The sequence below is a fragment of the Melissospora conviva genome (assembly GCF_049523535.1).
GTDB lineage: Bacteria > Actinomycetota > Actinomycetes > Mycobacteriales > Micromonosporaceae > Melissospora > Melissospora conviva.
The window spans coordinates 539747-564564 of record NZ_JBLLDT010000002.1; the positions used below are offsets into that span (position 1 = coordinate 539747).

10 protein-coding genes are annotated in these 24818 nt (G+C 74.5%); 8 read left to right on the forward strand and 2 right to left on the reverse strand.

Translation table 11 applies throughout. The features are described from left to right. The first annotated feature begins 310 nt into the window (after positions 1-310). From ACK8GG_RS07590 to ACK8GG_RS07625, 8 genes are read left to right on the forward strand one after another with little or no spacing between them, the layout of a single operon-like run. The gene (locus ACK8GG_RS07590) at positions 311-6136 is read left to right on the forward strand and encodes a non-ribosomal peptide synthetase (RefSeq protein WP_440355917.1); all 5826 of its coding nucleotides are present in this window, start codon (positions 311-313) and stop codon (positions 6134-6136) included. After that, positions 6137-9448 carry a non-ribosomal peptide synthetase gene (locus tag ACK8GG_RS07595; protein WP_440355918.1) on the forward strand — a complete coding sequence of 1104 codons (3312 nt, stop codon included), beginning with the start codon at positions 6137-6139 and terminating at the stop codon, positions 9446-9448. After that, positions 9445-10830 carry an FAD-dependent oxidoreductase gene (locus tag ACK8GG_RS07600; RefSeq protein WP_440352813.1) on the forward strand — a complete coding sequence of 462 codons (1386 nt, stop codon included), beginning with the start codon at positions 9445-9447 and terminating at the stop codon, positions 10828-10830. Before ACK8GG_RS07595 ends, ACK8GG_RS07600 begins: the two co-directional genes overlap by 4 nt. Continuing rightward, positions 10824-11513, forward strand: coding sequence for a DUF6875 domain-containing protein (locus ACK8GG_RS07605; RefSeq protein ID WP_440352812.1), 690 nt, complete (start codon positions 10824-10826; stop codon positions 11511-11513). The genes ACK8GG_RS07600 and ACK8GG_RS07605 overlap by 7 nt, the downstream gene beginning before the upstream one ends. Further along, a complete protein-coding gene (locus tag ACK8GG_RS07610) occupies positions 11510-14842 on the forward strand; it encodes a non-ribosomal peptide synthetase (RefSeq protein ID WP_440355919.1) in 3333 nt (1110 codons plus the stop codon). The genes ACK8GG_RS07605 and ACK8GG_RS07610 overlap by 4 nt, the downstream gene beginning before the upstream one ends. Further along, positions 14839-19425 carry a non-ribosomal peptide synthetase gene (locus ACK8GG_RS07615; RefSeq protein ID WP_440355920.1) on the forward strand — a complete coding sequence of 1529 codons (4587 nt, stop codon included), beginning with the start codon at positions 14839-14841 and terminating at the stop codon, positions 19423-19425. The genes ACK8GG_RS07610 and ACK8GG_RS07615 overlap by 4 nt, the downstream gene beginning before the upstream one ends. Continuing rightward, on the forward strand, positions 19422-20876 hold the full coding sequence (locus tag ACK8GG_RS07620) for an MFS transporter (RefSeq protein ID WP_440352809.1): 1455 nt from the start codon (positions 19422-19424) through the stop codon (positions 20874-20876). Before ACK8GG_RS07615 ends, ACK8GG_RS07620 begins: the two co-directional genes overlap by 4 nt. 29 nt (positions 20877-20905) lie before the next feature. Continuing rightward, complete coding sequence (locus ACK8GG_RS07625) at positions 20906-21961, forward strand: methyltransferase (protein WP_440352808.1); 1056 nt, start codon at positions 20906-20908, stop codon at positions 21959-21961. 70 nt (positions 21962-22031) lie between these two features. Here the strand turns inward: ACK8GG_RS07625 and ACK8GG_RS07630 are convergent, their stop codons facing one another. Then, positions 22032-22697 carry a class I SAM-dependent DNA methyltransferase gene (locus ACK8GG_RS07630; RefSeq protein WP_440349002.1) on the reverse strand — a complete coding sequence of 222 codons (666 nt, stop codon included), beginning with the start codon at positions 22695-22697 and terminating at the stop codon, positions 22032-22034. 106 nt (positions 22698-22803) lie between these two features. Continuing rightward, entirely contained in the window at positions 22804-24795 is a 1992-nt protein-coding gene (uvrC, locus tag ACK8GG_RS07635; RefSeq protein WP_440349003.1) for an excinuclease ABC subunit UvrC, read from the reverse strand. Positions 24796-24818 lie beyond the last annotated feature (23 nt).

The following is a 24818-nucleotide window of genomic DNA, read 5'->3' on the forward strand; positions in this document are numbered from 1 at the left end:
TGCCGGCAAGGCCATCCGGCAAGCGCGGCGACAGTGACGCAACCGACAACCAGCGCAGGTCCGACAAGAACAGCACCTCCGGCTCATAGGCCCGAAATCGCCCGAGATCATGAATATGCCGACCACGTAGACGACATTCTCACCGAACCGTTGACACGCATGGATCGGTCTCGTAATTTTCTGGGCACTCACCGGGCTCCCCCTCCGGAGAAAACAACGGCACCGCCGCCGGCGCAATGCGATGAACAACGCATTGGCCGACGGCATCGGCGCAATGTGCCACAGCGGCCCCGCCAGGAGGAAATAGACTGTGCTCTCCAATACCGGGAACACCCCCGCCGTCGGCAGCAGGACTCACGATCCCGCCGCCGGATCCCGGTGCCACGAGGCCGTACCACTACAGGAGGGGTTCCTCTTCCACAGCCGCTACGACAGCGGCGCGGGCGTCGACCTGATCCAGGTCGTGATCGACTTCCCCGCACCGGTCGACGTCGCGGCGCTCTCGGAGGCCTGGCAGCACGCCACCACCCGCCACGACGTGCTCCGCACCGGCTTCGACTGGCAGGGCGACCGGCTGGTCCAGCGCGTCGCCCCCGAGGTCACCATCACCGTGCGACAGCAGGAACAGCCCGGCCCGGTGGTCGACGGGGAACTGCCCACGGGATTCCTCGCCGCCGACCGCGCCGACGAGTTCAACCTCTCGGTAGCGCCGCTGCTGCGGCTGACCGTGCTGCACGGCCCCGCGGGTCCCCGGGTCCTGGTGATCACCTTCCACCACGCGATCCTCGACGGCCGTTCGCTGCACCTGCTGCTCACCGAGGTCTTCGCCGAGTACACCGCCCGGCGTACCGGCGCCGCCTGCCTGCTGCCCACGCGCCGCCCCTACCCCGACTTCACCCGCTGGTACGCGCAGCGCGACTCCGCCGGCGACCGCCGGTTCTGGCGGGAACTGCTCGGCGGCGGGCGAGGCTGGAGCGATCTGCCCCTGCGCCCCGCCAGCGACCTGCCGGCCCGGACCACCGCCACCGTCCGGGAAACCGGCACGCTGCTCGACCCGGCGGCCGGCACGGCACTGCGCCAGGCCGCGGCCGACGCCGGCGTCTCACCGGCGACGCTCGTGACCGCCGCCTGGGCGCTGCTGCTGCACCGCCACAGCGCCGCCGACGACGTCTGCTTCGGCACCGTCCGCAGCTGCCGGCGCGACAGCGTCGAGGGAGCCGAGAGCAGCATCGGCCTACTGATCAACACCGTGCCGTTGCCGGTGACGGTCGACCCGCGCCGCCCGCTGCGCGAGTGGCTGCGCGACGTCCGCCGACAGGTGGGGCGGATCCGGCCGCACCAGGCCACGTCCCTGGCGGAGATCACCGCCGCAGCCGGCCGGCCGGTGCAGGAACCGCTCTTCGAAACCGTGCTGATGTACGACCACCGGGAGCTGCAGAGCCTGCTCACCGAGACCGTGCCGGACTGGGACGGGCGGGTGCGCATCCACCGGCATCCCAGCAGCGCGGTCACCTGCTGCGTCTTCGGTGACACCCGGATGCGCATCCAGCTCTACCACGACCGGCGGCGGCTCGACGACACCGCCGCCGACCACCTGCTGCGCCAGTTCACCGCGCTGCTGCGGGCGATGCCCGCCGGACTCGACGCCCCTGTGGCCGACCTGCCGCTGGCCGGCCCCGCCGAGACCGCACAGCTCGCCGCCTGGTCACGGCGACGCCCGGCGTACGGGGCCGGCACCACCATCGGGTCGCTCTTCGCCGACCAGGTCCGCCGCCGACCCGGCAAGGTCGCCGTCACCGGGCCGGACGCCGCGCTGACGTACGCCGAACTCGACGCCCGCGCCAACCAGCTGGCGCACCTGCTGATCCGCCACGGCCTGCGCCCGGACACTCCGGTCGCGGTGGCGTTGCCCCGCTCGGTACGCCTGGTGGTGGCCCTGCTGGCGATCGTCAAGGCCGGCGGGGCGTACCTGGCGCTGGACCCGGCGGCGCCGGCGGCCCGCAACCGGGACCTGCTCGCCCGCAGCGGCGCCGCCCTGACCCTGCTGGCGGGCGCCGGCCGCGACGGCGTGCCCGCCGGGCATCCGGTGCTCGACCTCGACGAGATCGCCGCCGACACCGCCGCACAGCCGACCACCGCTCCCCCACCAGCGGCCGCCCCCGAAAGCCTCGCCTACCTCAGCTACACCTCCGGGTCGACCGGCGCGCCGAAGGCGGTGGCGGTGCCGCACCGGGCGGTCGCCCGGCTGGTGCGCCGACCCGGCTACCTGCGCCTCGGGCCGCGTCAGCGGGTCCTGCAGCTCGCCCCGGCCGGCTTCGACGCCGCCACCCTGGAGATCTGGGGCGCGCTGCTGACGGGTTCCCGGCTGGTCGTCGCCCCCGCCGGACCGCTCGGTCCCAAGGAGATCGTCGCCCTGGTCCGCGCCGAACGGATCACCGTCCTCTGGCTGACCGCGGGGCTCTTCCACCAGATGGTCGAACACGACCCGGCGGGTCTGGCGGGGGTCCGCCAGCTGCTGGCCGGCGGTGACGTGCTGGACCCCGACTCCGTACGCGCCGCCCTGCACCTGCGGGGCCGACGCCCGGTGATCAACGGGTACGGCCCGACGGAGAACACCACCTTCACCTCCTGCCACCCGATGACCACACCGGCGCAGGTCCGCAACCCGGTGCCGATCGGGCGGCCGGTGCGCGGCAGCAGCGTGCACCTGCTCGACGCCGACCTGCGCCCGGTGCCGGTCGGTGTACCGGGCGAGCTCTACACCGGCGGCGACGGGGTGGCGCGCGGCTACCACGGCGCCGCCGCCGCGACCGCCGACCGTTTCCTGCCCGACCCGTTCGCCGCCGAAGCGGGTGCCCGGATGTACCGCACCGGCGACCGGGCCCGCTGGCGGCCCGACGGAACGCTCGAATTCCTCGGGCGCACCGACCGCCAGGTCAAGATCCGGGGATTCCGGGTGGAGCCGGCCGAAGTGGAGTCGGTGCTGCGCGGCTGCCCGCAGGTCGGCGCCGTCGCCGTCGTCGTGGCGGGCACCGGCGAGCAGCGCCGGCTGGTCGCCTACCTCACGCCGGCGGACCACGGCGACGCCGGGGCGGACGCCGGCACCGATGTCGCCGCGGTGCGGGCCTGGGCCGAGGAGCGGCTGCCCGGGCATCTGCGTCCGGCTCTCTACCACCTGCTGCCGGTGCTGCCCCTGACCGCCAACGGCAAGCTGGACCGGGCGGCCCTGACCGCCGCGAACCCCGCCGCCGTCGCCCGGCATGCGCCGCCGGCCGCCCTGCCCGCCGGGGCCGCCCCGGCGGCCGAGTCGACCGTCGCCGGGCTCGCCCGGCTCTGGGGCGACCTGCTGGGCACACCCGCACGGGAGGCCGACGCGGACTTCTTCGCCCTGGGCGGCAACTCGCTGCTCGCCACCAGGATGACCTTCCTCGTCACCGAACGGTTCGGCGTGGAGTTGCCGCTGCGCCGGGTCTACGACAACCCCGGGCTGACCGCCCTCGCCACCGAGATCGACCGGCGGATCTCCACCGGCGGGCGCCCGGCGGCGCCGATCACCGCCCGGGACCGGACGGCCTACCGCCACGCCCCCGCCCACCTGGTGCGGCCCGCCCCCGGTCCGTGGGCGATGTGGCGCTGGGTCGGGCTGCGCGCCGCCGGCTTCGGAATCGAGGAGCTGACCCGGCTCGGCGACCCGGCTCACGTGGCGGTCACCGACGAGCTACTCGCCGCCGAGGACCTCCTGCTGCGGGCAGAGCAGGAGGTCCTGGATGCGCTCCGCTGCGCCCGGCTGGCCGGCGACCGCGGCGACCGTGGCGCCTGGAACCGGGCCGAACGCGACGTGCGGCAGGGACGGCAGCCGCGGACCCTGCCCGTGCCGGGCCACGACGGCACACTTGACACGGCACTGGCGGCGCTCGCCGAGGCCCGCGACCGGCACGCCGGCGCGGAGGCGGCATTCACCGGGTCGCATCACCGCGCCGTCGGGCGCGCCAGCGAAGCCCTGCGCCGGCAGGCCGCCGATCCGCTGCTGCGCGAGGCGGTCACCTGGCAGAACCGGCACGCGCTGCGCACCGGGCTGGACCCGCTGGTCGCCGGCGCGGGCCGCCCACGCAGCTCCAAACAGCGCCAGCACGAAAGCCTGGTCGCCACCTACCTGCAGCGCTACCGGGCCAAGAACGACACCATCGGCTTCTTCGGCCCGGTGAACTGGGCCGAGGTCACACCGCAGTCGCAGGCGCTGCGGGTACGCCACGACGCACAACCGCTGAGCCGCCGGACCGTCTACTTCGAGAACTGGGCCATCGCCGAGCTCGCCGAGACACTCGCCGCCGAACTACCGGGGCTGCGGCCGTGGCTCGTACCGCGCCGGCTGCCCTTCCTCACGGTCCGCGACGGCGCCCTGGCGCTGCCGCTGAGCCAGCCGGTCGCCCTGCCGTCGCTGGTCGCCCGGCTGCTGCGGGCCTGCGACGGCAGCCGTACCGCCGGTCAGATAGCCGCGGAGCTGGTCGCCGACGGCGCGGCCGGCGACGCCGGGCAGGTCTACGACCTGCTGGCCCGGCTGCGCGACGACCGGCGGGTGACCTGGTCGCTGGAGGTGCCGAAGGAGGACCTGTTCCCGGAACGGGCGCTGGTCCGGCGGCTTCGCGCGGTCGACGACCCGGCCGTCCGCGGGCCGGCCCTGTCGGCGCTGCGGCAGCTGCTCGGCGCCCGCGCCGCCGTCGCCGCCGCCGCCGGCGACCCGGCACGGCTGGACACCGCCCTGGAGTCGCTGGAGCAGACCTTCACCGCGCTCACCGGGCGCACCGCGGTACGCCGCGCAGGCCAGGTCTACGCCGGTCGCACCCTGGTCTACGAGGACTGCCGTTCGGGCTCGCAGGTGAGCCTCTCCCCCGAGCTCGCCGGCACCCTCTGGCCGGGGCTGACCCCGCTGCTGGAGAGCGCCCGCTGGTTCACCTTCGCCGGCGCCGCGCTGTTCCGCCGGGCCTTCACCGAACGCTACCGGGAGCTGGTACGACGCAGCGGCTCACCGACAGTGCCCTTCGCCGACTTCTGGCTCTGGGCCAACGACCTCCTCTTCGAAGCGCCGGAGAAGCTGCTGGCGCCCCTGGAGCGAGGGCTGCAGGAGCGCTGGGCCCGCATCCTGCGGCCGGAGCCCGGCCAACGGCGCGTCCAGCTCGACCCGGACACCGTCGGCACCGCCGCCGCCGAGGCATTCGCCGCACCACGGCCCGGCTGGGTGGGGGCGTACCAGCACAGCCCCGACGTCATGCTGGTCGCCGAGAGCCTCGATGCGGTCAACCGCGGCGAGTTCCAGTGGGTCGTCGGCGAGGTGCACCCGGGGGTGAACACGCTGCGCTCGGCGCTTTTCGTCGCCGAGCACCCCGACCCGGAGCAGCTGCGCGCGGCGATGACCGCCGACCTGCCGGGCCCGCGCGTCGCACTCGCCGCCACCGGCGAGGAGGGCGGCGCCCCCGCCCGGCTCACCGACAAGCTCGTCACCGATCGGGACCTGCGACTGGTCTTCGGCCACGACAGCTGCGGCCTGGATCCGCGTACGGCGCTCGCCGTCGGCGACTGCGTGCTGACCGAGCACGACGGTGCGCTCGTGGTGCGCAGCACCGACGGGCGGCACAGCCTGCCACTGGCCGAAGTGGTCGGTGAGGCGGTGATGCTGCACCTGATCCAGCGCTTCGACATCCTGCCGCGCGCGGCCCACCAGCCCCGGGTGACCGTCGGCCGGGTCGTCATCGCCCGGGAGAGCTGGCGGCTGCGCGCCGCCGACCTCGACTTCGCCCGCATCGCCGACGAGGCCGAACGGTTCCGCCGGGTGCGCCGCTGGCAGCGCGAGACCGACCTGCCCCGGTACGTCTTCGTCAAGACCCCGGTGGAGAAGAAGCCGTTCCTGCTCGACTTCGCCAGCCTGCCGGCGGTGGACGGGTTCGCCCGCGCGGTACGGCGCACCGTCGACGGGGCCGGCGCCGACGCCACCCTGCGGCTGAGCGAGATGCTGCCCGGCCCCGACCAGCTCTGGCTGACCGGACCGGACGGGGCCCGGCACACCGCCGAGCTCCGGATGGTCGCGGTGGACACCCGCACCCCGTCGACCGGCCCAGCCGGTGAGGAAGGACCGCGCTAGATGACCAGCGAGACCTTCGTGCTGCCCGCCTCCTCCACGCAGCGCCGGCTCTGGATGCTCGACCGGCTCTCCCCCGGCACACCCGAGTACAACATCGCCTGGTCGGTGCGGCTGACCGGAGCGTTGCGCGTGGCGGCGCTGACCGACGCGCTGACCTGGCTCACCGGGCGGCACGAGACGCTACGGACCACCTTCACCGCCACCGACGGCGAACCCTCACAGGTCATCCACCCGCCGCGGCCGGTCCGCCCGGCGGTGACCGACCTGACCCACCTGCCCGAACCGGCCCGCGCCCGCCGCCTGACCGAGCTCACCGACCACGAGGGACGCCGCCCCTTCGACCTGTCCACCGGGCCGCTGCTGCGCTGCCACCTGGTCCGCACCGGCGCGCAGGAGCACCTGCTGATTCTGGTGGTGCACCACATCGTCGCCGACGGGTGGTCCTTCGGCACCTTCTTCGCGGAGCTGGCCCACGCGTACGGCGAGCTGGTGGCCGGGCGGACACCGCACCTGCCGCCCCCGCCGATCCAGTACGCCGACTTCGCCGCCTGGCAACGCGAACAGCTCGCCGCCGGCGGTTTCGCCGCCGACCTGGAGTACTGGCGGCAGGAGCTGACCGGCGCCCCGGCCCTGCTGGAGCTGCCCGCGGACCGTCCCCGTCCGACCGAGCAGAGCCCCGAAGGCGGGCTGGTCACCTTCGCGCTCCCCGCCGACCTGACCGCGCGGGTACGCGCCACCGCCCAGGCCGCCGGCACCAGTGTCTTCGCGGTGCTGCTCGCCGGCTTCCAGGCGCTGCTGCACCGGGTCACCGGCCAGGAGGATCTGCTGGTCGCGGTGCCCGTCTCCGGGCGGACCCGACCGGAGACCGAGCAGGTCGTCGGCTTCTTCGCCAACACGCTGGCGCTGCGGGCCCGCTTCGACACCGCGCCGACCTTCGCGGCGCTGCTCGCCGCCGCCCGGGAGTCGGCCATCGCCGCCACCGCCCGGCAGGAGGCGCCCTTCGAACAGCTCGTCGACGCCCTCAACCCGCCGCGCAGCCTCGCCTACGCGCCGCTGGTGCAGGTGATGTTCGCGCTGGAGGAGCCGCCGGAGCCGATGCGGGCCGGCGACGTGCGGATGACCCCGCGGCTGCGCGAGAACGGCACGGTGAAGTTCGACCTGACCCTCACCGTGGAGAACCGGCCGGAAGGGCTGCGGGGACGGCTGACCTACCGCCGGGAGCTCTTCGACGTCGCACGGATGCGGGACCTCGCCGAGGCGTACCGGGCACTGCTGGCCGGGGCGACCGAGCGGCCGGACACTCCGGTCGCCGAGCTGCCGTTGCTGGCCCCGGCGGCGATCGAGTCGCTGCTGCGCCGCCGCGACGACGCCGGGGACGAGGTGGACCTCGCGCCGGGCGCGGAGCGGCTGCACCTGCCGGGCGCCGAGCCGCCGGCCGGCCCGGACGCGGTCGCGGTGGGCACCGCGTCGGGGGCGGCGCTGACGTACCGGCAGTTGGAGGTGCGCAGCAACCAGCTTGCCCAGCTGTTGCGGGCCGACGGCGCGGGGCCGGACGTCGTGGTGGGGATCTGCCTGCCTGCGGGTCCGGACCTGGTCACCGCGATCCTCGCCACCTGGAAGGCCGGGGCCGGTTACCTGCCGCTGGATCCGGGGCTGCCGGCGGCACGGATCGCCCTGATGCTCGACGACGCCCGCCCGGCGGTGGTGGTCAGTGACGCTTTCGCCGCGCCGAGCCTGCCGGACGATCTGCCGGCCGGGACCCGGCTGGTGCGACTCGACTCGGTGGACCTGGCGGCGCGGCCGGTCACTGCGCCGCAGGTCGCCGCCCACCCCGCCGCGCTCGCCTATCTGCTCTACACCTCCGGCTCCACCGGGACGCCCAAGGGCGTCGCGGTCACCCGCCGGTCGGTGGCCAATCTCCTCGCCGCGACCGGCCGGCGGCTCGGGCTCACCCCCGCCGACCGGTTCGCGGCGATCACCACTGCCGCCTTCGACATCTCGGTGGTGGAGCTGGTGCTCCCCCTGCTGGCGGGCGCCCGGATCGAGATCATCGACGCGGCGACCAAACTGGACGCCGCCGCGCTGCGCGCCGAGCTCGCGGCCCGCGGCGTGACCGCCGTGCAGGCCACCCCGACCGGTTGGCGGATGCTGGCGACCGCCGGCGGGGTGCCGCCGACAGTACGGATCCGGATCAGCGGCGGCGAGGCGCTGCCACGGGACCTGGCCGATGTGCTGCGAGCCGAGGATGCGGTGCTGCTCAACGGTTACGGCCCCACCGAGACCACCGTCTACTCCAGTATCGGCGCGGTGGGCACGAACGGTCCGGTCGACCTCGGCGACCCGGTCGAGGGCACCCGGCTGTACCTGCTCGACCCGGCCGGCCGGCCGGTCCCTCCCGGGGTGATCGGTGAATTGCACATCGGCGGCGCGGGCCTGGCCCGCGGCTACCACGGCCGGGCCGCCATGACGGCCGACCGGTTCCGTCCCGACCCGTTCGGCGGCAGGCCCGGTGCCCGGCTCTACGCCACCGGCGACCTGGCGCGCCGCCTGCCGGGGGGCACCCTCGAGCACCTGGGCCGCATCGACCACCAGGTGAAGTTGCGCGGATACCGGATCGAGCCCGCCGAGGTGGAGGCGGCCCTGCGCGAGCAGCCGGGGATCGCCGACGCGGTCGTGACGCTCTGGCAGGACGAGGACGACGCCCGCCTGGCCGCGCACGTGGTGCCCGCCGGAGCCGGCACCACGTCCACGGGCGACGCCTTCTCCGCCGAGGTCGACCTCGCCGCGCTCTGGCCCGGCATCCGCACGGCGCTGGCGCGCCGGCTGCCCGAGTACATGATCCCGGCGACGGTGGTGGCGCTGCCGCAGCTGCCCCGCACCGCGAGCGGAAAGGTCGACCGGGCGGCCCTGCCCCGGCCGACCTGGCGGGAAGCGGTCAACGACCGGTACGTCAACCCGCGTGATCCCGTGGAGCGCTCGGTGGCGGAGCTCTGGCGGGAGGTGCTCGGGCTGGAGCGCATCGGTGTGCACGACAACTTCTTCGCCCTCGGCGGGCACTCGCTCACCGCCACCCGGCTGACCGCCCGGATCCGCACCGAGTTCGGCGTGGAACTGCCGCTGCGCTCACTCTTCGCCGCACCGACCGTCGCCGCACTGGCCGTCCTGCTCACCGAGGCGGCCGCCGGCGCGACCGGACCGGCCGAGCGCATCGCGGGCCCAGCCGGTCCGGACCTGCTGGCCTCGCTCGACACCCTCTCCGACCAGCAGATCGACGAACTGCTCGACACCCTGATCGCCGAGGAGGAGTCATGAGCTCAGGCCGTACGCCAAGGGGGCAGCAGCAGCGGGCTGTCGTCGTCGGTGCGGGACTGGCCGGGTCACTGGCGGCCTGCTTCCTGGCCCGGCGCGGTTACCAGGTGGATGTCTTCGAACGGCGTGCCGATCCACGGGCGGCGCCGGCCGGGGTGGCCGGACGTTCGATCAACCTCGGGCTCTCCGCCCGCGGAATGCGGGCACTGCGCGACGTGGGGCTCCTCGACGAGGTGCTCAAACGCTCAGTGCCGATGCGCGGCCGGGTCGTGCACCGTCCCGACGGCACGGTCCGGTTCCAGCCGTACGGGGTGGCCGAGCACCACATCCTGCACTCGGTGCTGCGCGACGAGCTGATCGCCCTGCTGGTCGACGCCGCCGACGCGCAACCCGGGGTGCGGTTCCACTTCGGCCGGCGGCTGGAGCTGCTCGACCGGGACTCCCCCGCCGTCACCGTACGGCCGGTCGACGGCGGCGACCCGGTCACGGTCGCGGCGGACCTCGTCGTGGGCGCCGACGGGGCCTTCTCGGCCACCCGCCGGATGCTGCAGCACGGGCTGCGGGGCAGCCACTCCCAGACGGTGCTGGACTGGGGTTACAAGGAGCTGACCATCCCGCCCGATCCGCAGGGTCGCCCCCGGGTACGCCTGGAGGCGCTGCACGTCTGGCCCGCCGAACAGGGGCTGATGGTCGCCCACCCCAACCGGGACGCCTCGCTGACCTGTTCGCTCTTCCTGCCGTTCGACGGGCCGACCGGCTTCACCGCCCTGGACACCCCTGCGGCGATCCGGGGCTTCATCGCCCGGTACATGCCGGACGCGACGGCGCTGCTGCCCCGCCTGGTGGATGAATTCACCAGCCACCCCACCGGCGAGCTGGTGACCGTCCGGACGACGCCCTGGCAGCACGCCGGACGGGTGGTGCTGATCGGCGACGCCGCCCACGCCGTCTACCCCTTCTACGGGCAGGGCATGAACGCGGCGTTCGAGGACTGCCTGGTGCTGGACCGCTGCCTGGCGCGGGAGCCGGACCCGGCGGGCGCGCTCGCCGCCTTCGAAGCCACGCGCCGCCCGCACACCGACACCCTGGCCGAGCTCTCCACCCGGAACTTCGTGGAGCTGCGCGACCGGGTGCACCGGCCCGGCTACCACCTGCGGAGCCTCGCCGACCAGACGCTGACCCGCCTCGCCCCCGAGGCGTGGGTCCCGCTGTACACGATGGTCGCGCACACCACCACGCCGTACGCCGAGGCGGTGGCCCGGGCGAAACGCCAGGACCGGCTCCTGGCTGCCGCCCTGACCGGCGCGGCCGCGGCCGGGGTGACGGCGCTCGCCGGCGCGGCGCGGGCGGTGGCCCGTCGACGGTCGCGGGGGCCGGGATGCTGACCCATGCCCGCCACCCGGAGCACGTCCTGGTCGAGCAGCGGGATCTGCTCACCGCCGACGTGCCCGCGCCGGTGGCCGACGTCGCCGCGCAACTGCGCGCGGTACTCGAGTGGGCGCGCGAGTACCTCTGCGGCCCCCATCCGGAGCTGGGCCGCAAGGGCCCGGTCTGCCCGTTCGCGCAGGGGTCACTGGAGCGGGGCACCTTTTTCCTCGCCGTCCACCGTGGCGAGGCGCCCACCCCGGAGACGCTCGCGGAGACTCTGCTGATCTACCGGGACTGGTTCCGCGAGCTGCCGCCGGTGACCGGCCCGGCGGCCCAGTTCAAGACTGTCCTGCTCACCTTCCCGGACCTGGCGCCGCAGTGGGCGCAGGCGGTGGTCGACGAGACCCAGGCCCGGCTCAAGCCCCGGTACGTCGCCGAAGGGCTGATGATCGGCGAGTTCCACGCCGGCCCGCCGGACAAGGGCGGCCTGTGGAACCCGGACTTCCGTCCGCTGCGATCACCGGTGCCGCTGCTGGCGATCCGGCACATGGTCGCCACCGACCTGCCGTTCCTGACCGACGACGCCGCGGCGCTGCGCAGCTACCTGCAGCGCTTCGGCACCGGCACCCCGGCCGTCCTGCGGCAACGCGCCGCTGCCGCCGCCCACCGGCTGGGCCTCACCCCGGAGGAGATCGGATGAGCGAGCCCGACGACAGCGCCGCCGCCAAGCGGGCCCGGCTGGCCCGGCTGCTGACCACCCGCAACGCCCGCCCGCGGCGCTACCCGCCCTCGTACGGTCAGCAGCGGCTCTGGTTCCTCGACCGGTTCCAGCCGGGCAACCCGGTGTACAACATCCCGGTCGCCTACCGGGTCGACGGACCGCTCGACGTGGCGGCACTGCGGGAGGCGCTGCGGCTGGTCGTCGCCCGGCACGACACGCTGCGCACCACCTTCGCCGAGGTCGCCGGGGAGCCGGTGCAGGTGGTCAATCCCGGCCTGAGCTGCGAACTCGACCTCGTCGAGCCCGACGGGCCGGACCTGGCCGGCCGGCGTCTCAGCGCGGTCGAACTGGTGCGGGCGGAGGCGCGAGCGCCCTTCGACCTGGCCGCGGGGCCGCTGCTGCGGGCCCGGCTGATCCGGGTCGCCGCCGAGGAGCACTACCTCTCGCTCTGCCTGCACCACTGCATCTGCGACGCCTGGTCGTTGAGCGTGCTCTTCGCCGAACTGCGTGCCGCGTACGCGGCGCTGCGCGCAGGCACTCCTCCCACGCTGGACCCACTGCCGGCGCAGTACGCCGACTTCGCCCGCTGGCAGCGGGAGAAGCTCTCCGATGAGACGCTGCACCGCCAGCTCGACTACTGGAGCGGTCAGCTCACCGGCGCCCCGGCGCTGCTGACGCTCCCCACCGACCGACCGCGGCCGGCGATCGCGTCGTACCGGGGGCAGGTGCACTACTTCACCCTCGACGCCCCGCTGGCACGACGACTGCGCCGCTTCAGCCAGGAGCAGGGCGTCACCATGTTCATGACGCTGCTGGCGGGCTTCGCCGCGCTGCTGTCGCGTTACAGCGGTCAGGACGACGTCGTCGTCGGCACCCCGATCGCCGGCCGGTCCCATCCGGACCTGGAGCCGCTGATCGGGTTCTTCGTCAACACGCTCGCACTGCGGATCCGCACCGACGGGGCACCGGATTTCCGGACCGTCCTCGGCCGGGCGAAGGAGGCGGCCCTGGGCGGTCTGGCCAACGCGGACCTGCCGTTCGAGAAGCTGGTGGAGCAGCTGCGGCCGGAGCGGAGCATGAGCCACGCCCCGGTCTTCCAGACCCAGCTGATCGTGCTCAACACCCCGCAGGGCGCGCTCGACCTGGCGGGCACCCGCGCCGCCTCGCTGCACGTCGACAGCGGCACCGCCAAGTTCGACCTGTCGCTGGTCGCCGAGGTCGGCGGCGAGGACGCGATGCGGCTCGCGATGGAGTACGACACCGCCCTGTTCGACGCCGCGACGGTCGAGCGCTTCGGACGGCATCTGCGCACCCTGCTGGAGGCGGCCGTGGCCGACCCGGGCCGGCGGGTCGCCGAGATCGGCCTGCTCAGTGACGCCGAGCGCTGGCAGACGGTGCTCGACTGGAACGCCACCGGATGTGAGCTGCCACCGGCGGCGACGGCGCTGGACCTCATCGAGGCGGCCCAGGAGCTGGGCGATTCGACGGTGACCGGCCCGGACGGGAAGGTCACCGGCCGCCGGTTGCTGGAGGACGCCGCCCGGCTGGCGACGCTGCTGCGCCGCCGCGGCGTAGCACCGGACACCCCGGTCGGGATCTGCCTGGACCGGGGTGTGGAGATGCTCGGCGCCGTACTCGGCAGCTGGCACGCCGGTGCCGGCTACCTGCCGCTGGACCCGGCGCTGCCGGCCGAGCGCCTGCGGTACATGCTGCAGGACTCCGGGGCGCGGGTGGTGGTGACCCGGCGGGCGGTACGCGACAAGCTTGCCGGGACGCTGGCGACCGCGCCGGTGCTCATCTGCCTGGACGACGACGCCGCGGAGCTGGCCGCCGCGCCCGCCGACACCCCGGCCGAGCCGATGCATCCGGATTCGCTCGCCTACCTGATCTACACCTCGGGTTCGACCGGGCGGCCCAAGGGGGTCGCCGTGCCACACCGGGGCGTGGTCAACCTCCTGGCGGCCTTCGGCGATGAGCTGGGACTCACCCCGGCCGACCGGTTCGCGGCGGTGACCACCCTCTCCTTCGACATCTCGGTGCTGGAACTGCTGCTGCCGCTGGTGAGCAGCGCCCAGCTGGTCATCGTGGCGAGCGCGGTGGCGGCCGACGGCGCCGCGCTGCGCCGGCTCCTGGCCGAAGAGGGCGTCACGGCCATGCAGGCCACCCCGGCGACCTGGCGGCTGCTGCTGGCGGCGGGCGGGACACCGGCGGCGCTGCGGGTACGCCTCTGCGGCGGTGAGGCCCTCCCCCGCGACCTGGCCGACGCCCTCGCCGCCGACGGCGCGGCGCTGTGGAACTGCTACGGCCCGACCGAGACCACGGTCTGGTCCACCACCACCCGCACCACCGGCGCCGGGCTGGTCGACCTGGGCCCACCGATCGCCAACACCGAGATCTACCTGCTCGACGCGGCCGGCCGGCCCGTTCCGCCCGGGATCGTGGGCGAGGTCCACATCGGCGGGTACGGCGTGGTCCGCGGCTACCACGGCAGCGCCGGGCGTACCGCCGGGGTCTTCGTGCCGGACCCGTTCGGTGACCGGCCGGGCGCCCGGTTGTACGCCACCGGCGACCTGGCCCGGCGCCGCGCCGACGGCCGGCTGGAGTTCCTGGGGCGCGCCGACCACCAGGTCAAGGTGCGCGGCTTCCGGGTCGAACTCGGCGAGATCGAGGAGACGCTGCGCGCCCACGGGCGCGTCGCCGACGCGGTTGTCACCACCTGGTCGGCCGGCCCGGAGGACGTACGGCTCGTCGGCTATCTGGTGCCCGCCGGTGACGAGCCGGCCGACGGGCTGCACGAGCAGCTGCGGGACTGGCTCGCCTCCCGCCTGCCGGCGTACCTGATCCCGTCGGTGCTGATGCTGCTGCCGGCGCTGCCGCTCAACGCAAACGGCAAGACCGACCGCGGCGCTCTGCCCCCGCCCGACTGGCGCGCGGCGGCCGACGCCGAGCCGGTCGCGCCACGCACCCCGGCGGAGGAGGTGCTCGCCGAGGTCTGGCAGGAGGTGCTCGGGGTGGCGCGGGTCGGCGCGGACGACAACTTCTTCGCCCTGGGCGGCCACTCCCTGCTCGCCACCCGGGCGCTCGGCCGCCTCGCCGAGATCTTCGAGATGGAGGTGCCGATCCGGTTGCTCTTCGAGACACCGACCGTCGCCGGGCTCGCCGCCGCGCTGACCCGGGCCGAACCCACGCCCGGGCACGTCGAGTCCGTCGCCCGGCTCCGGCGTGAGCTGGCCGGTCTCTCCACCGAGGAACTGCAGGCGCTGCTGGCGTCCGCGGAACCGACGAGCGGAGAGGGGGCGCCGCGGTGACGGACTCGACCAGCGCCGGCGCGGTGGACCGGGAGCGGCTGATCCGCGAGCTGCTCGCCCGCCGCGGTGTCGGGACCACCCGGAGCACCCCGGCGGTGCCGGTGCGTCCGGCGGGTGCCCGGGTGCCGCTCTCGTCGCTGCAGGAGGGGATCTGGTTCCTCGACCGCCTCGCGCCGGGCGGCGCGGCGTACCTCATCTCGACCGCGGCACGGCTCACCGGCGCGCTCGACGCGGCGGTGTTCGCCACCGCCGTGGAGACGGTGGTCGCCCGGCATGAGGCGCTGCGTACCGCGATCGTCGCGGACGCGAACGGCCGGGCCGAGCAGGTGGTGCTGCCGGCGGATGATCCCGCCTGCCGCGGGTTGGTCGTCTTCGACGACCTGAGCGACGATCCCGACCCGCAAAGCCGCGCCGCGCTGCTGCGCGACCGTGACGCCGAGACCGGCTTCGACCTCGGCGCCGCCCCGCTGCTGCGGGCCCGGTTGATCCGGCTCGGGCCCGACAGCCACCTCTTCGTGCTGGTCCTGCACCACATCATCGCCGACGAGCGGTCCCTGCAGATCGTGCTCGGCGAGATCCTCGACAGCCACCACCGGCTGGTCACCGGGCAGGCGCCGCTGCCACCGGTGGCGGTGCAGTACCCGGACCACGTTCTGCGGCACCACGAGAGCAGCGCGGCCGGCCTGGACCGGCAACGCGCGTACTGGGAGCAGCAGCTCGCGGGCATCTCCGGGCTGCTGGCGCTCCCGCTGGACCGGCCCCGGCCGGCGGCACCGGCCTTCGTGGGGGCGACGCTCCCCTTCCGCCTCGACGCCGAGCTGAGCGCGGCGGTCGGGGCCCTCGCCCGCAGCACCGGCTGCACCCTGTTCATGATCACGATGGCCGCCTTGAAGATCGCGCTGCGGCACTGGACCGGAGAGGACGACCTCTGTGTCGGCTCGCCGGTGACCACCCGTGCCACTGACGCCCTGCAGTCGGTGGTCGGGCTGATGGTCAACAGCCTCCCGCTGCGCACCGACCTCTCCGCCGACCCGACCCTCGCCACCGTCCTGGATCGGGTACGCCGCACCTGCGTCGACGCGATGAGCAATGTGGACGTGCCGCTGGAGCAGCTGGTCGGGCTCGCCGACGCCCCCCGCGACCCGGGGCTCAACCCGCTCTTCCAGGTGATGTGCGTGGTCGCCCCGCCACAGGCAGGTGGGGTACAGGACGGGCTGACGGCCACTCCCGTGGGAATCGGGCGCCGGACCGCCCGGCTGGACCTGACCCTGGTGCTCTTCGAGACCCGCCCCGAGCTGGTCGGGGGGATCGACTACCGCACCGACCTCTTCGACGAGGCAACCGTCACCCGCTTCGCCGAACGCTTCACCCACGCCCTGCGGGCCCTGACCGGCGACCGCGACCGGCGCCTCTCCGAACTGGAGCTGACCGGCCCAGTCGAGCGCGCGGAGCTGGCCGGCTGGCAGGGGCCGGCCCGCGACCACCCGGTCGACCGAGGGCTGCACGAACTGGTCTCCGCGACCGCCCGCGCCCATCCGGACCACACCGCCGTCCGGGACGAGCAGGGCGCGCTCACCTACCGGGAACTCGACGCGCGGGCCCGCCGGCTGGCGTACCGGCTGCGGGCCGCGGGCGTCGGCCCCGAGGTACCGGTCGGGCTGGTGCTGCCGTCCGGGCGCGCCGCTGTGGTCGGCATCCTCGCCGTCCTCCACGCCGGCGGCGCGTACCTGCCGCTGGACCCGGGGAGTCCGCCACAGCGGCTGGCCGCACTGCTCGCCGACGCCGGCGCGCCGCTGGTCCTGACCGACCCGGCACACGCCGGGCGGCTCGGCGCGTACCGGGGTGAACTGATCGTGCTGACCCCCGCCGGCCACAGTGCCGACGGCGCGCAGGTCGAGCCCGTCCCGCTGCCGGCCTGCCATCCGGCGCAGGCGGCGTACGTCGTCTACACCTCGGGCTCCACCGGCCGGCCGAAGGGCGTGGTGGTGCCGCACCGCAACGCCGTCAACCTGACCTGTTCCTTCATCGAGGCGCACACCCTGACCCCCGCCGACCGGCTGCTGATGCTGCCGCCGCTGAGCTTCGACGCCTCCGTCGGCGACCTCTTCCCGGCGCTGGTGAGCGGGGCGACGCTGGTGCTGCACCCCCGGCCCGCCGAGCTGACCGGCCCGGAGCTGCTGCGCTTCGCCGCAGCCGAGCAGATCACCCTGGTGGACACCGCCGCGGCGCTCTGGGCCCGCTGGACCGCCGACCTGGAAGCCGAGCACGTCGCCGCGTCCGCTGGCCGGCACCTCGACCCGGCGGCGACGGACGGCGGCACCTGCGTCGACACCGGCCGGCTGCGCGGGGTCATGATCGGCGGTGAGGCCGCGCCGACGGCGACCGTCCGGGGCTGGGCGCGGCTCACCGGCGGGCGGGTGCCCCTCTACAACCACTACGGGCCGACCGAGGGCACCGTCTGCGCCACGACCTACCGCACCCGCGACGGCGCCGAGCCGGCCGGCGCGCACCAGCTGCCAATCGGCACGCCGCTGCCGAACGTCACCGTGCACCTGCTCGACTCCGCCGGGCGCCCGGTACCGGTGGGCGCGACCGGCGAGGTCCACCTCGGCGGCGCCGCACCGGCCCGCGGGTACCTCGGCGCGGCCGCGCTCACCGCTGAACGCTTCGTCCCCGACCCGTTCGGCGCGCCCGGAGCCCGCCTCTACCGCACCGGCGACCTCGCCCGCCGGCGCTCCGACGGCACCCTCGACTTCCTCGGCCGCACCGACCGGCAGGTCAAGATCCGCGGTCACCGCATCGAGGTCGGCGAGATCGAGGCGGCCTGCCTGGAGCAGCCGGAGATCAGCCGGGCGCTGGTAACCGTCCACGACGACGGCAGCGGAGCCCGGCTGGTCGCCTACCTGGTCCCCCTCCCGGAGGCGACCGTCGGCGCGGCCGAGGTGCGCGCCGCGCTGCGCCGCCGGCTCCCCGCCCACCTGGTGCCGGCCGGCTACGCGCTCCTGCCGGAGCTGCCGCTCAACCGGCACGGCAAGGTCGACGAGCGGGCCCTGCCGCCACCGGCGTACGACGCCGGCGGCGAGCACCTGCCGCCGGCCACCGGCACCGAACGGGTCCTGGCCGGGATCTGGGCCACGCTGCTGCCCGGCGGGCCACGCGACGGCGCCGCGATCGGACGCCGGGACAGCTTCTTCGACCTGGGTGGACACTCACTGCTCGCCGGACCGCTGACCACCCGCATCACCGAGGCACTCGGGGTACGGCTGCCGGTGCGGGCGCTCTTCGACACCCCCGACCTCGCGACCATGGCCGCCGCGATCGACGCCGCCGGCGCTGCGGGCGGTTCCGGTGCGGCCGGTCCCGCCCGCAGCGGAGCCTCCACCGCCCCCGGCGTACGCGCCGACGCCATGCTTCCCGACGACGTCTGCGCCGCCCTGCCCGCCGCGGCACCGGCCGCCGAGGCGCAGTCGGTGCTGCTGACCGGCGCCACCGGTTTCCTCGGCGCACACCTGCTCGCCGACTGGCTCACCCACAGCGACGCGGTGCTGCACTGCCTGGTCCGGGCCGGCTCCGCGCAGGCCGCCCTCGACCGGGTCCGGGCCAACCTCACCCGGTACGGCCGTTGGGACGACCGCTGGGCCGACCGCCTGGTCGGTGTCCCCGGCGACCTCGGCTCACCTCGGCTGGGCCTGAGCGCCCGGGACTTCGCAGAGCTGGCCGACTCCGTCGACGCGGTGGTGCACAACGGCGGCCTGGTCAACTTCCTGGCGCCCTACGAGCGGCTGCGCGCGGCGAACGTCGGGGGCACCCTCGAGGTGCTGCGACTGGCCGGCGCCGGTCGCCCCACCGCGCTGCACCTGATCTCCACACTCGGGGTGTTCCTCACCCCGGACCGCACCGCCGCGGTGGTACGCGAGACCGATTCCCCGGACGACTGCACCGGCCTCGGCGACGGCTACAACGCCGCCAAGTGGGCGGCCGACGCGCTGGCCCGCGCGGCCCGCGACCGCGGGCTGGCGGTGACCGTCCACCGGCCGGCCCGGATCACCGGCCACGCGGTGACAGGGGCCGGCAACGCCGACGACTACTTCACCCGGCTGCTGCGCAGCTTCGTGGGGCTCGGCGCGGTACCGGAACTGACCGACGACCCGCTGGACCTCGCGCCCGTCGATCACGTCGCCGCCGGGATCGGGCACCTGAGCCGTTCACCGCGCCACTGGGGGCGGGACTTCCACTTCTACAACAACCGCACCATTTCCTTCGCCGAGCTGGCGGAGGCGCTGCGCACGTACGGCTTCCCGGTGCGACTGTCGCCCTATCCACAGTGGCGTGCGGCGCTGCTGAACCGGCCGGACCTGCCGCTGGCGCCCTTCACCCCGCTCTTCGGGCCGCAGGCGCCACCGCGTACCCAGCCCACGTTCGACTGCACGACGACCGAGGCGGCGCTGGCCCCGGCGGGCCTGGTCTGCCCGCCCGCCGATGCCCGGCTGATCCACACCTATCTGGACTGGTGCGTGCGGGCCGGACTGCTCGACCGCCCGCCGGCACGTGTCCCCCGTCCCCGAACCCCGGAGCCCCGATGACCCCGCCGGTCCACCTCCGCCTGCTGATCACCGTCTGGCTCGGTCAGCTCGTCTCGCTGATCGGGTCCAGCCTGACCGGCTTCGTGCTCGGCGTCTGGGTCTACCAGCGGACCGGGTCGGTCACCCAGTTCTCGCTGATCTTCCTGGCGTCGTCGCTGCCGGTGCTGCTCACCGCCCCCCTCGCCGGGGTGCTCGCCGACCGCTACGACCGGCGGCGGCTGATGCTCGTCAGCGACTTCGGCGCGGCGACCGGCACCGCGATCCTCGCCGCGCTGGTCGCCACCGGGAACCTCGCCGTCTGGCACATCTATCTGATCACCGCGATCAGCACCGCCTGCTCGACGGTGCAGCAGGTCAGCTACCAGTCGATGACCCCGGCCCTGGTCGGGCGCAGGCACCTGGCCCGGTTCAACGGGCTGATGCAGATATCGCGTGCGGTGCAGATCGCCGCGCCGCTGATCGCCGGCACCCTGGTCGTCACCATCGGCGTCGCCGGCGTGATGGCGATCGACCTCGGCACCTTCGCCGTCGGCTGGCTGATCCTGCTGCTGGTCCGGCTGCCCGACACCATCACCCGGCCCGCCGCCCCGCGGGAGCGCCGGCCGCTGCTGCCCGACGCCCTGGCCGGCTGGCAGCACCTGCGCCGCCGCCGCGGCCTGTTCCAGCTGATGGTCCTCTTCGCCGGCTACAACTTCTTCTTCGGCATCGCCGGGGTGCTGGTGCAGCCGCTGATCCTCTCCTTCTCCTCGCCCGACACCCTCGGCGTGCTGATGTTCGCCGGCGGGGCGGGACTCTTCGCCGGCAGCCTGGTGATGGGGGCCTGGGGCGGAACCCGCCGCCGTATCCACACCGTCTTCGGTGGTCTGGCGCTCGGCGGTGTCGCGCTCGCCCTGCACTCGCTGGCCCCGTCGCCCTGGCTGATCGCCGTCGTGGCGCCGCTCTTCCTCGCCACCCTGCCGGTTGTCAACAGCTCCACCATGACGTTGCTGCAGACCAAGACCGAGCCCGAGGTGCTCGGCCGGGTGCTGGCCGCCGCCCGGCTGGTCGGCGAGTCGACAGTGCCACTGGCGTACGTGCTCGCCGGCCCGATCGCCGACGGCATCTTCGAACCACTGATGCGCCCCGACGGCGCGCTGGCCGCCACCGTGGGGTCGGTGATCGGCACCGGCGACGGGCGGGGCACCGCGCTGGTCTTCGCGGTGACCGGGGTGCTGATGGTGGTGGTCGTGGCGATCGGCCTGACCCGCCCGGCGCTGCGGCGCGTCGACGATCTGCCCGACGCCGAGCCCGTGCCGCCGGCCCCGGCCGAACCCGTCCCGGCCGAGCCCGCGGTTGAACCGCTCCCGGCCGATCCCACGGTTGAACCGGTCCCCGCCGAGCCCACGGTTGAACCGGCCCCGGCCGCATCGGAGACCGCGAGCGTGCCCGGCGGCGACGCCGGCGCCCGCTGATCCCTCGCCCCCACTGCTAAGGAGCCGACATGCCGGTCCCGGTCCAGCCCGAGGAGCTGCGCCAGTTCACCGTCACCGACCAGGCGCCCGCCGCGCACCTGGACCTGCTCAACGCCCTCGGCTTCCGCAGCGCCGTCGCCGGGCTGCGGCTCGGGGTCTTCGAGGCCCTGGCCGCCGGGCCGCTGCCCGTGGCCGACCTGGCCCGCCGCACCGGCACCGACGCGTACGCCCTCCGGCTGCTCGCCGACGCCCTGGTCGGCTTCGGCTACCTCACCGGCTCCGCCACGGGGTACGCCAACAGCGCCAACACCACCCGGTGGCTGCTACGCGACGCGCCGGAGAGCTTCGCGCCGGTGCTCGCCTTCTGGGGGGCGGTCGTCACCGAACGCTGGACCGACCTGGAGGAGTCGATGCGCAGCGGCCTGCCGCGCCGGGACTTCTACCCGTGGCTGGAGCAACGGCCGGAAACCCTCGCCGACTTCCAGACGATGCTGCGCCGACTCGCGGCCTGGCTCGCCCCGGAGATCGTCGAGCTGATCCCGGCGCCGCCGCCGGCGGGCCGACTGCTGGACATCGGGGGCGGGCACGCCGGCTACAGCATCGCCTTCTGCCGGCGCTACCCGAAGCTGCGGGCAACGGTGCTGGACCTGCCCGGCGCGCTGGCCCAGGGCGCCCCGGCGATCACCGCAGCCGGACTCACCGAACGGATCACCGCCCTGCCGGGCGACCTGTCAACCGTCGACCTCGGCGCCGACCACGACCTGGCGCTGCTGTTCAACATCGTGCACGGCTACCCGGACACCGAGGTCGGCGCGCTGCTCAAGCGAGTGGCGGCCGCGGTGCGCCCGGGCGGCCGGGTGGCGCTGCTGGAACCACTGGCCGAGGTGCCGCAACGGCCGGCGGGGACGGCCGACTCGTTCGTGCGGGCATTCAGCCTCAACCTCTTCCACACCCAGGGCGGGCGCGCGTACAGCTTCACCGAACTGTCGGAACTGCTGACCGCTGCGGGCTTCACGCAGGTGACCCAGCACCTGCTGCGCGGTTCGGAGGCCGACCACCTCGTCCTCGCCGTCCGGGCCGACTGACCGGGGGCGATGCCGCGACTGGCCCGGCCGGGGGCCACGAAGCCGGTCCGCACAGGTGGGCCGGCACGGCTCACGGGTCGGGGGTGACCTCGGCGGTGAGGAAGATCTGCACCTCCCCGGGGGTCGGGGCGGCCGGCTGGTAGAGGCGCACATCCTCGACCCAGACCGTGAAGCCCGCGTCGGCGAGCACCCGGCGCAGCTGCTGACGCGGCCAGCCGCTGACCCGTACCGGCACGTCGAGAAAGGAAAAGGGCTCGTCGTCGGCGTCGGTCTCCACCATCGCGAGGACCAGCAGCCCGTCGGGGCGCAGGCACTCACGGAGCCGGGCCAGGGCCCGCCGGATCTCCACCCGGGGCAGCATCGGCAGGGTGAAGAGCGCCACGACCGCATCGAAGGGCCCCAGCCGCGGGTCGACGTCGCGCACATCGCACTGCAGGAACGTCGCCTCCGGAACATTGCGGCGTGCCAGTTCGAGCATCACCGGCGAGATGTCGATGCCGGTGACCGCGCAGCCGGCGTCAACGAGAGCACGGGCCGTCGGCAGCCCGCTGCCGCAGCCGACGTCGAGAACCCGGGCCCCGGCCGGCAGCCGCCCCAGCAGCAACTCGACAACGTCCTGCTGCCCGTCGTTGCGGGCGAACGCCTCCTGGTACCGCGCACCGATCAGGTCGAAGGCTGCTGCCGGCTCGTGGCGATGGCGCGACCGGGCGTCGTCGGCGGCGAGGGTGACGTCCATGAGCGAGCACGTTATCCACGGCGCTCCGGCAGGGGCGTCCTCAACCCGACAGTTGCGGCTACCCGGCTGTTCCCCCGCCCGGTCGACGCCCGATGTCGACGCCGCCTCAGGACGCGGCGGGCTGTGACCCGCCGCCGAGCGCGGCGACGATCGCCTCAGCGGTGCGCCGGCCGATCCCCGGCACCTCGGTGATCTCCTCGACGGTGGCCGCCGAGAGCCGCTTGAGGGAGCCGAAGTGCTTCAGCAGCGCCTTGCGCCGTACCTCGCCGAGCCCCGGCACGTGGTCCAGCGCGGATTCCGTCATCCGCTTCGACCGCCGCTGCCGGTGGAAGGTGATGGCGAAGCGGTGCGCCTCGTCGCGTACCCGTTGCAGCAGGTAGAGCGACTCGGAGGTGCGTGGCAGGATCACCGGGAAGTCGTCGTCGGGCAGCCAGACCTCTTCCAGCCGCTTGGCCAGCCCGCAGAGCGCCACGTCGGTGATGCCGAGCTCGGCCAGGACGGCGGCGGCCGCGGCGACCTGTGGCTGGCCACCGTCGACGACCACCAGCTGCGGCGGGTAGGCGAACCGGCGCGGCCGGCCGGAGGTGGGATCGATCCCGGGCAATTCGCCCGCCGGTGGCTCCTCGGCGGTCTGCTCCCCCGCCTCGGTGGTGTAGTACGCGTCCGCCGCGGCAGGGCTGGCCGGCTGTGGCGGCGCGTCGTCGCCGCCGCTGCGGTAGCGGGCGAAGCGGCGGCGCATCACCTCCGACATCGCGGAGAGGTCGTCCGTGGCCCCGCGGATGATGAAGCGGCGGTACTCGCTCTTGCGCGGCAGCCCGTCCTCGAAGACCACCATGCTGGCGACCACGTCAGTGCCCTGGTTCTGCGAGATGTCGTAGCACTCGATGCGCAGCGGCGCGGTGGGCATGCCGAGCGCGTCGGCGATCTCGTCGAGGGCCTGGCTGCGGGTGGTGAGGTCACCGGCCCGGCGTAGCTTGTGCCGGTTGAGCGCCTCGGCGGCGTTGCGTCCCACCGTCTCCATCAGGGACTTCTTGTCGCCACGCTGCGGCACCCGCAGGTGCACCCGGCTGCCCCGCCGCGCGGAGAGCCAGTCGGTGAGCGCCTCGGCGTCGGCCGGCAGCGCCGGCACCAGCAGCTCACGGGGGACGTGCTGTTCGCCGCTCTCGTCGCCGTAGACCTGGGTGCAGAAGTGGTGCACCAGGTCGCCGGTCTCCAGCTCCTCGGTCTTCTCGACCACCCAGCCGCGCTGGCCCCGGACCCGTCCACCACGAACGTGGAACACCTGCACCGCGGCCTCGAGGGGGTCCTCGGCGAAGGCGACCACGTCGGCGTCGGTGCCGTCGCCGAGAACGACCGTCTGCTTCTCCATCGCGCGGCGCAGGGCGGCGATGTCGTCGCGCAGCCGGGCCGCCCGCTCGAACTCCAGCGCCTCGCTGGCCTCGGCCATCTCCCGCTCCATCCGCCGCACCAGCGTGTCGGTGCGGCCGGCCATGAAGTCGCAGAACGCCTCGACGATCTCCCGGTGCTCGGCGGCGGATACCTGCCCCACGCAGGGCGCGGAGCACTTGCCGATGTAGCCGAGCAGGCACGGCCGGCCGATCTGGCCGGCCCGTTTGAAGACGCCGGCCGAGCAGGTTCGCGCCGGGAAGACCCGCAGCAGCAGGTCCAGCGTCTCGCGGATCGCCCAGGCGTGCGAGTACGGCCCGAAGTAGCGCACCCCCTTGCGCTTCGCGCCCCGCATCACCTGAAGCCGCGGGTACTCCTCGTCCAGAGTCACCGCCAGATACGGGTACGACTTGTCGTCGCGGTAGCGGACGTTGAAGCGCGGGTCGTACTGCTTGATCCAGTTGTATTCGAGCTGGAGCGCCTCGACCTCGGTGCGGACGGTCACCCAGTCGACGGCGGTGGCGGTGGTGACCATCTGCTGGGTGCGCTGGTGCAGCCCCCAGAGGTCACCGAAGTAGGAGTTGAGCCGGCTGCGCAGGTTTTTGGCCTTGCCGACGTAGATGACCCGGCCGCTGCCGTCGCGGAACCGGTAGACCCCGGGGGACTCCGGGATCGTGCCGGGCGCGGGACGGTAGGTGGAGGGATCAGCCACGGTGGCAAGCGTAGCCGCCACCC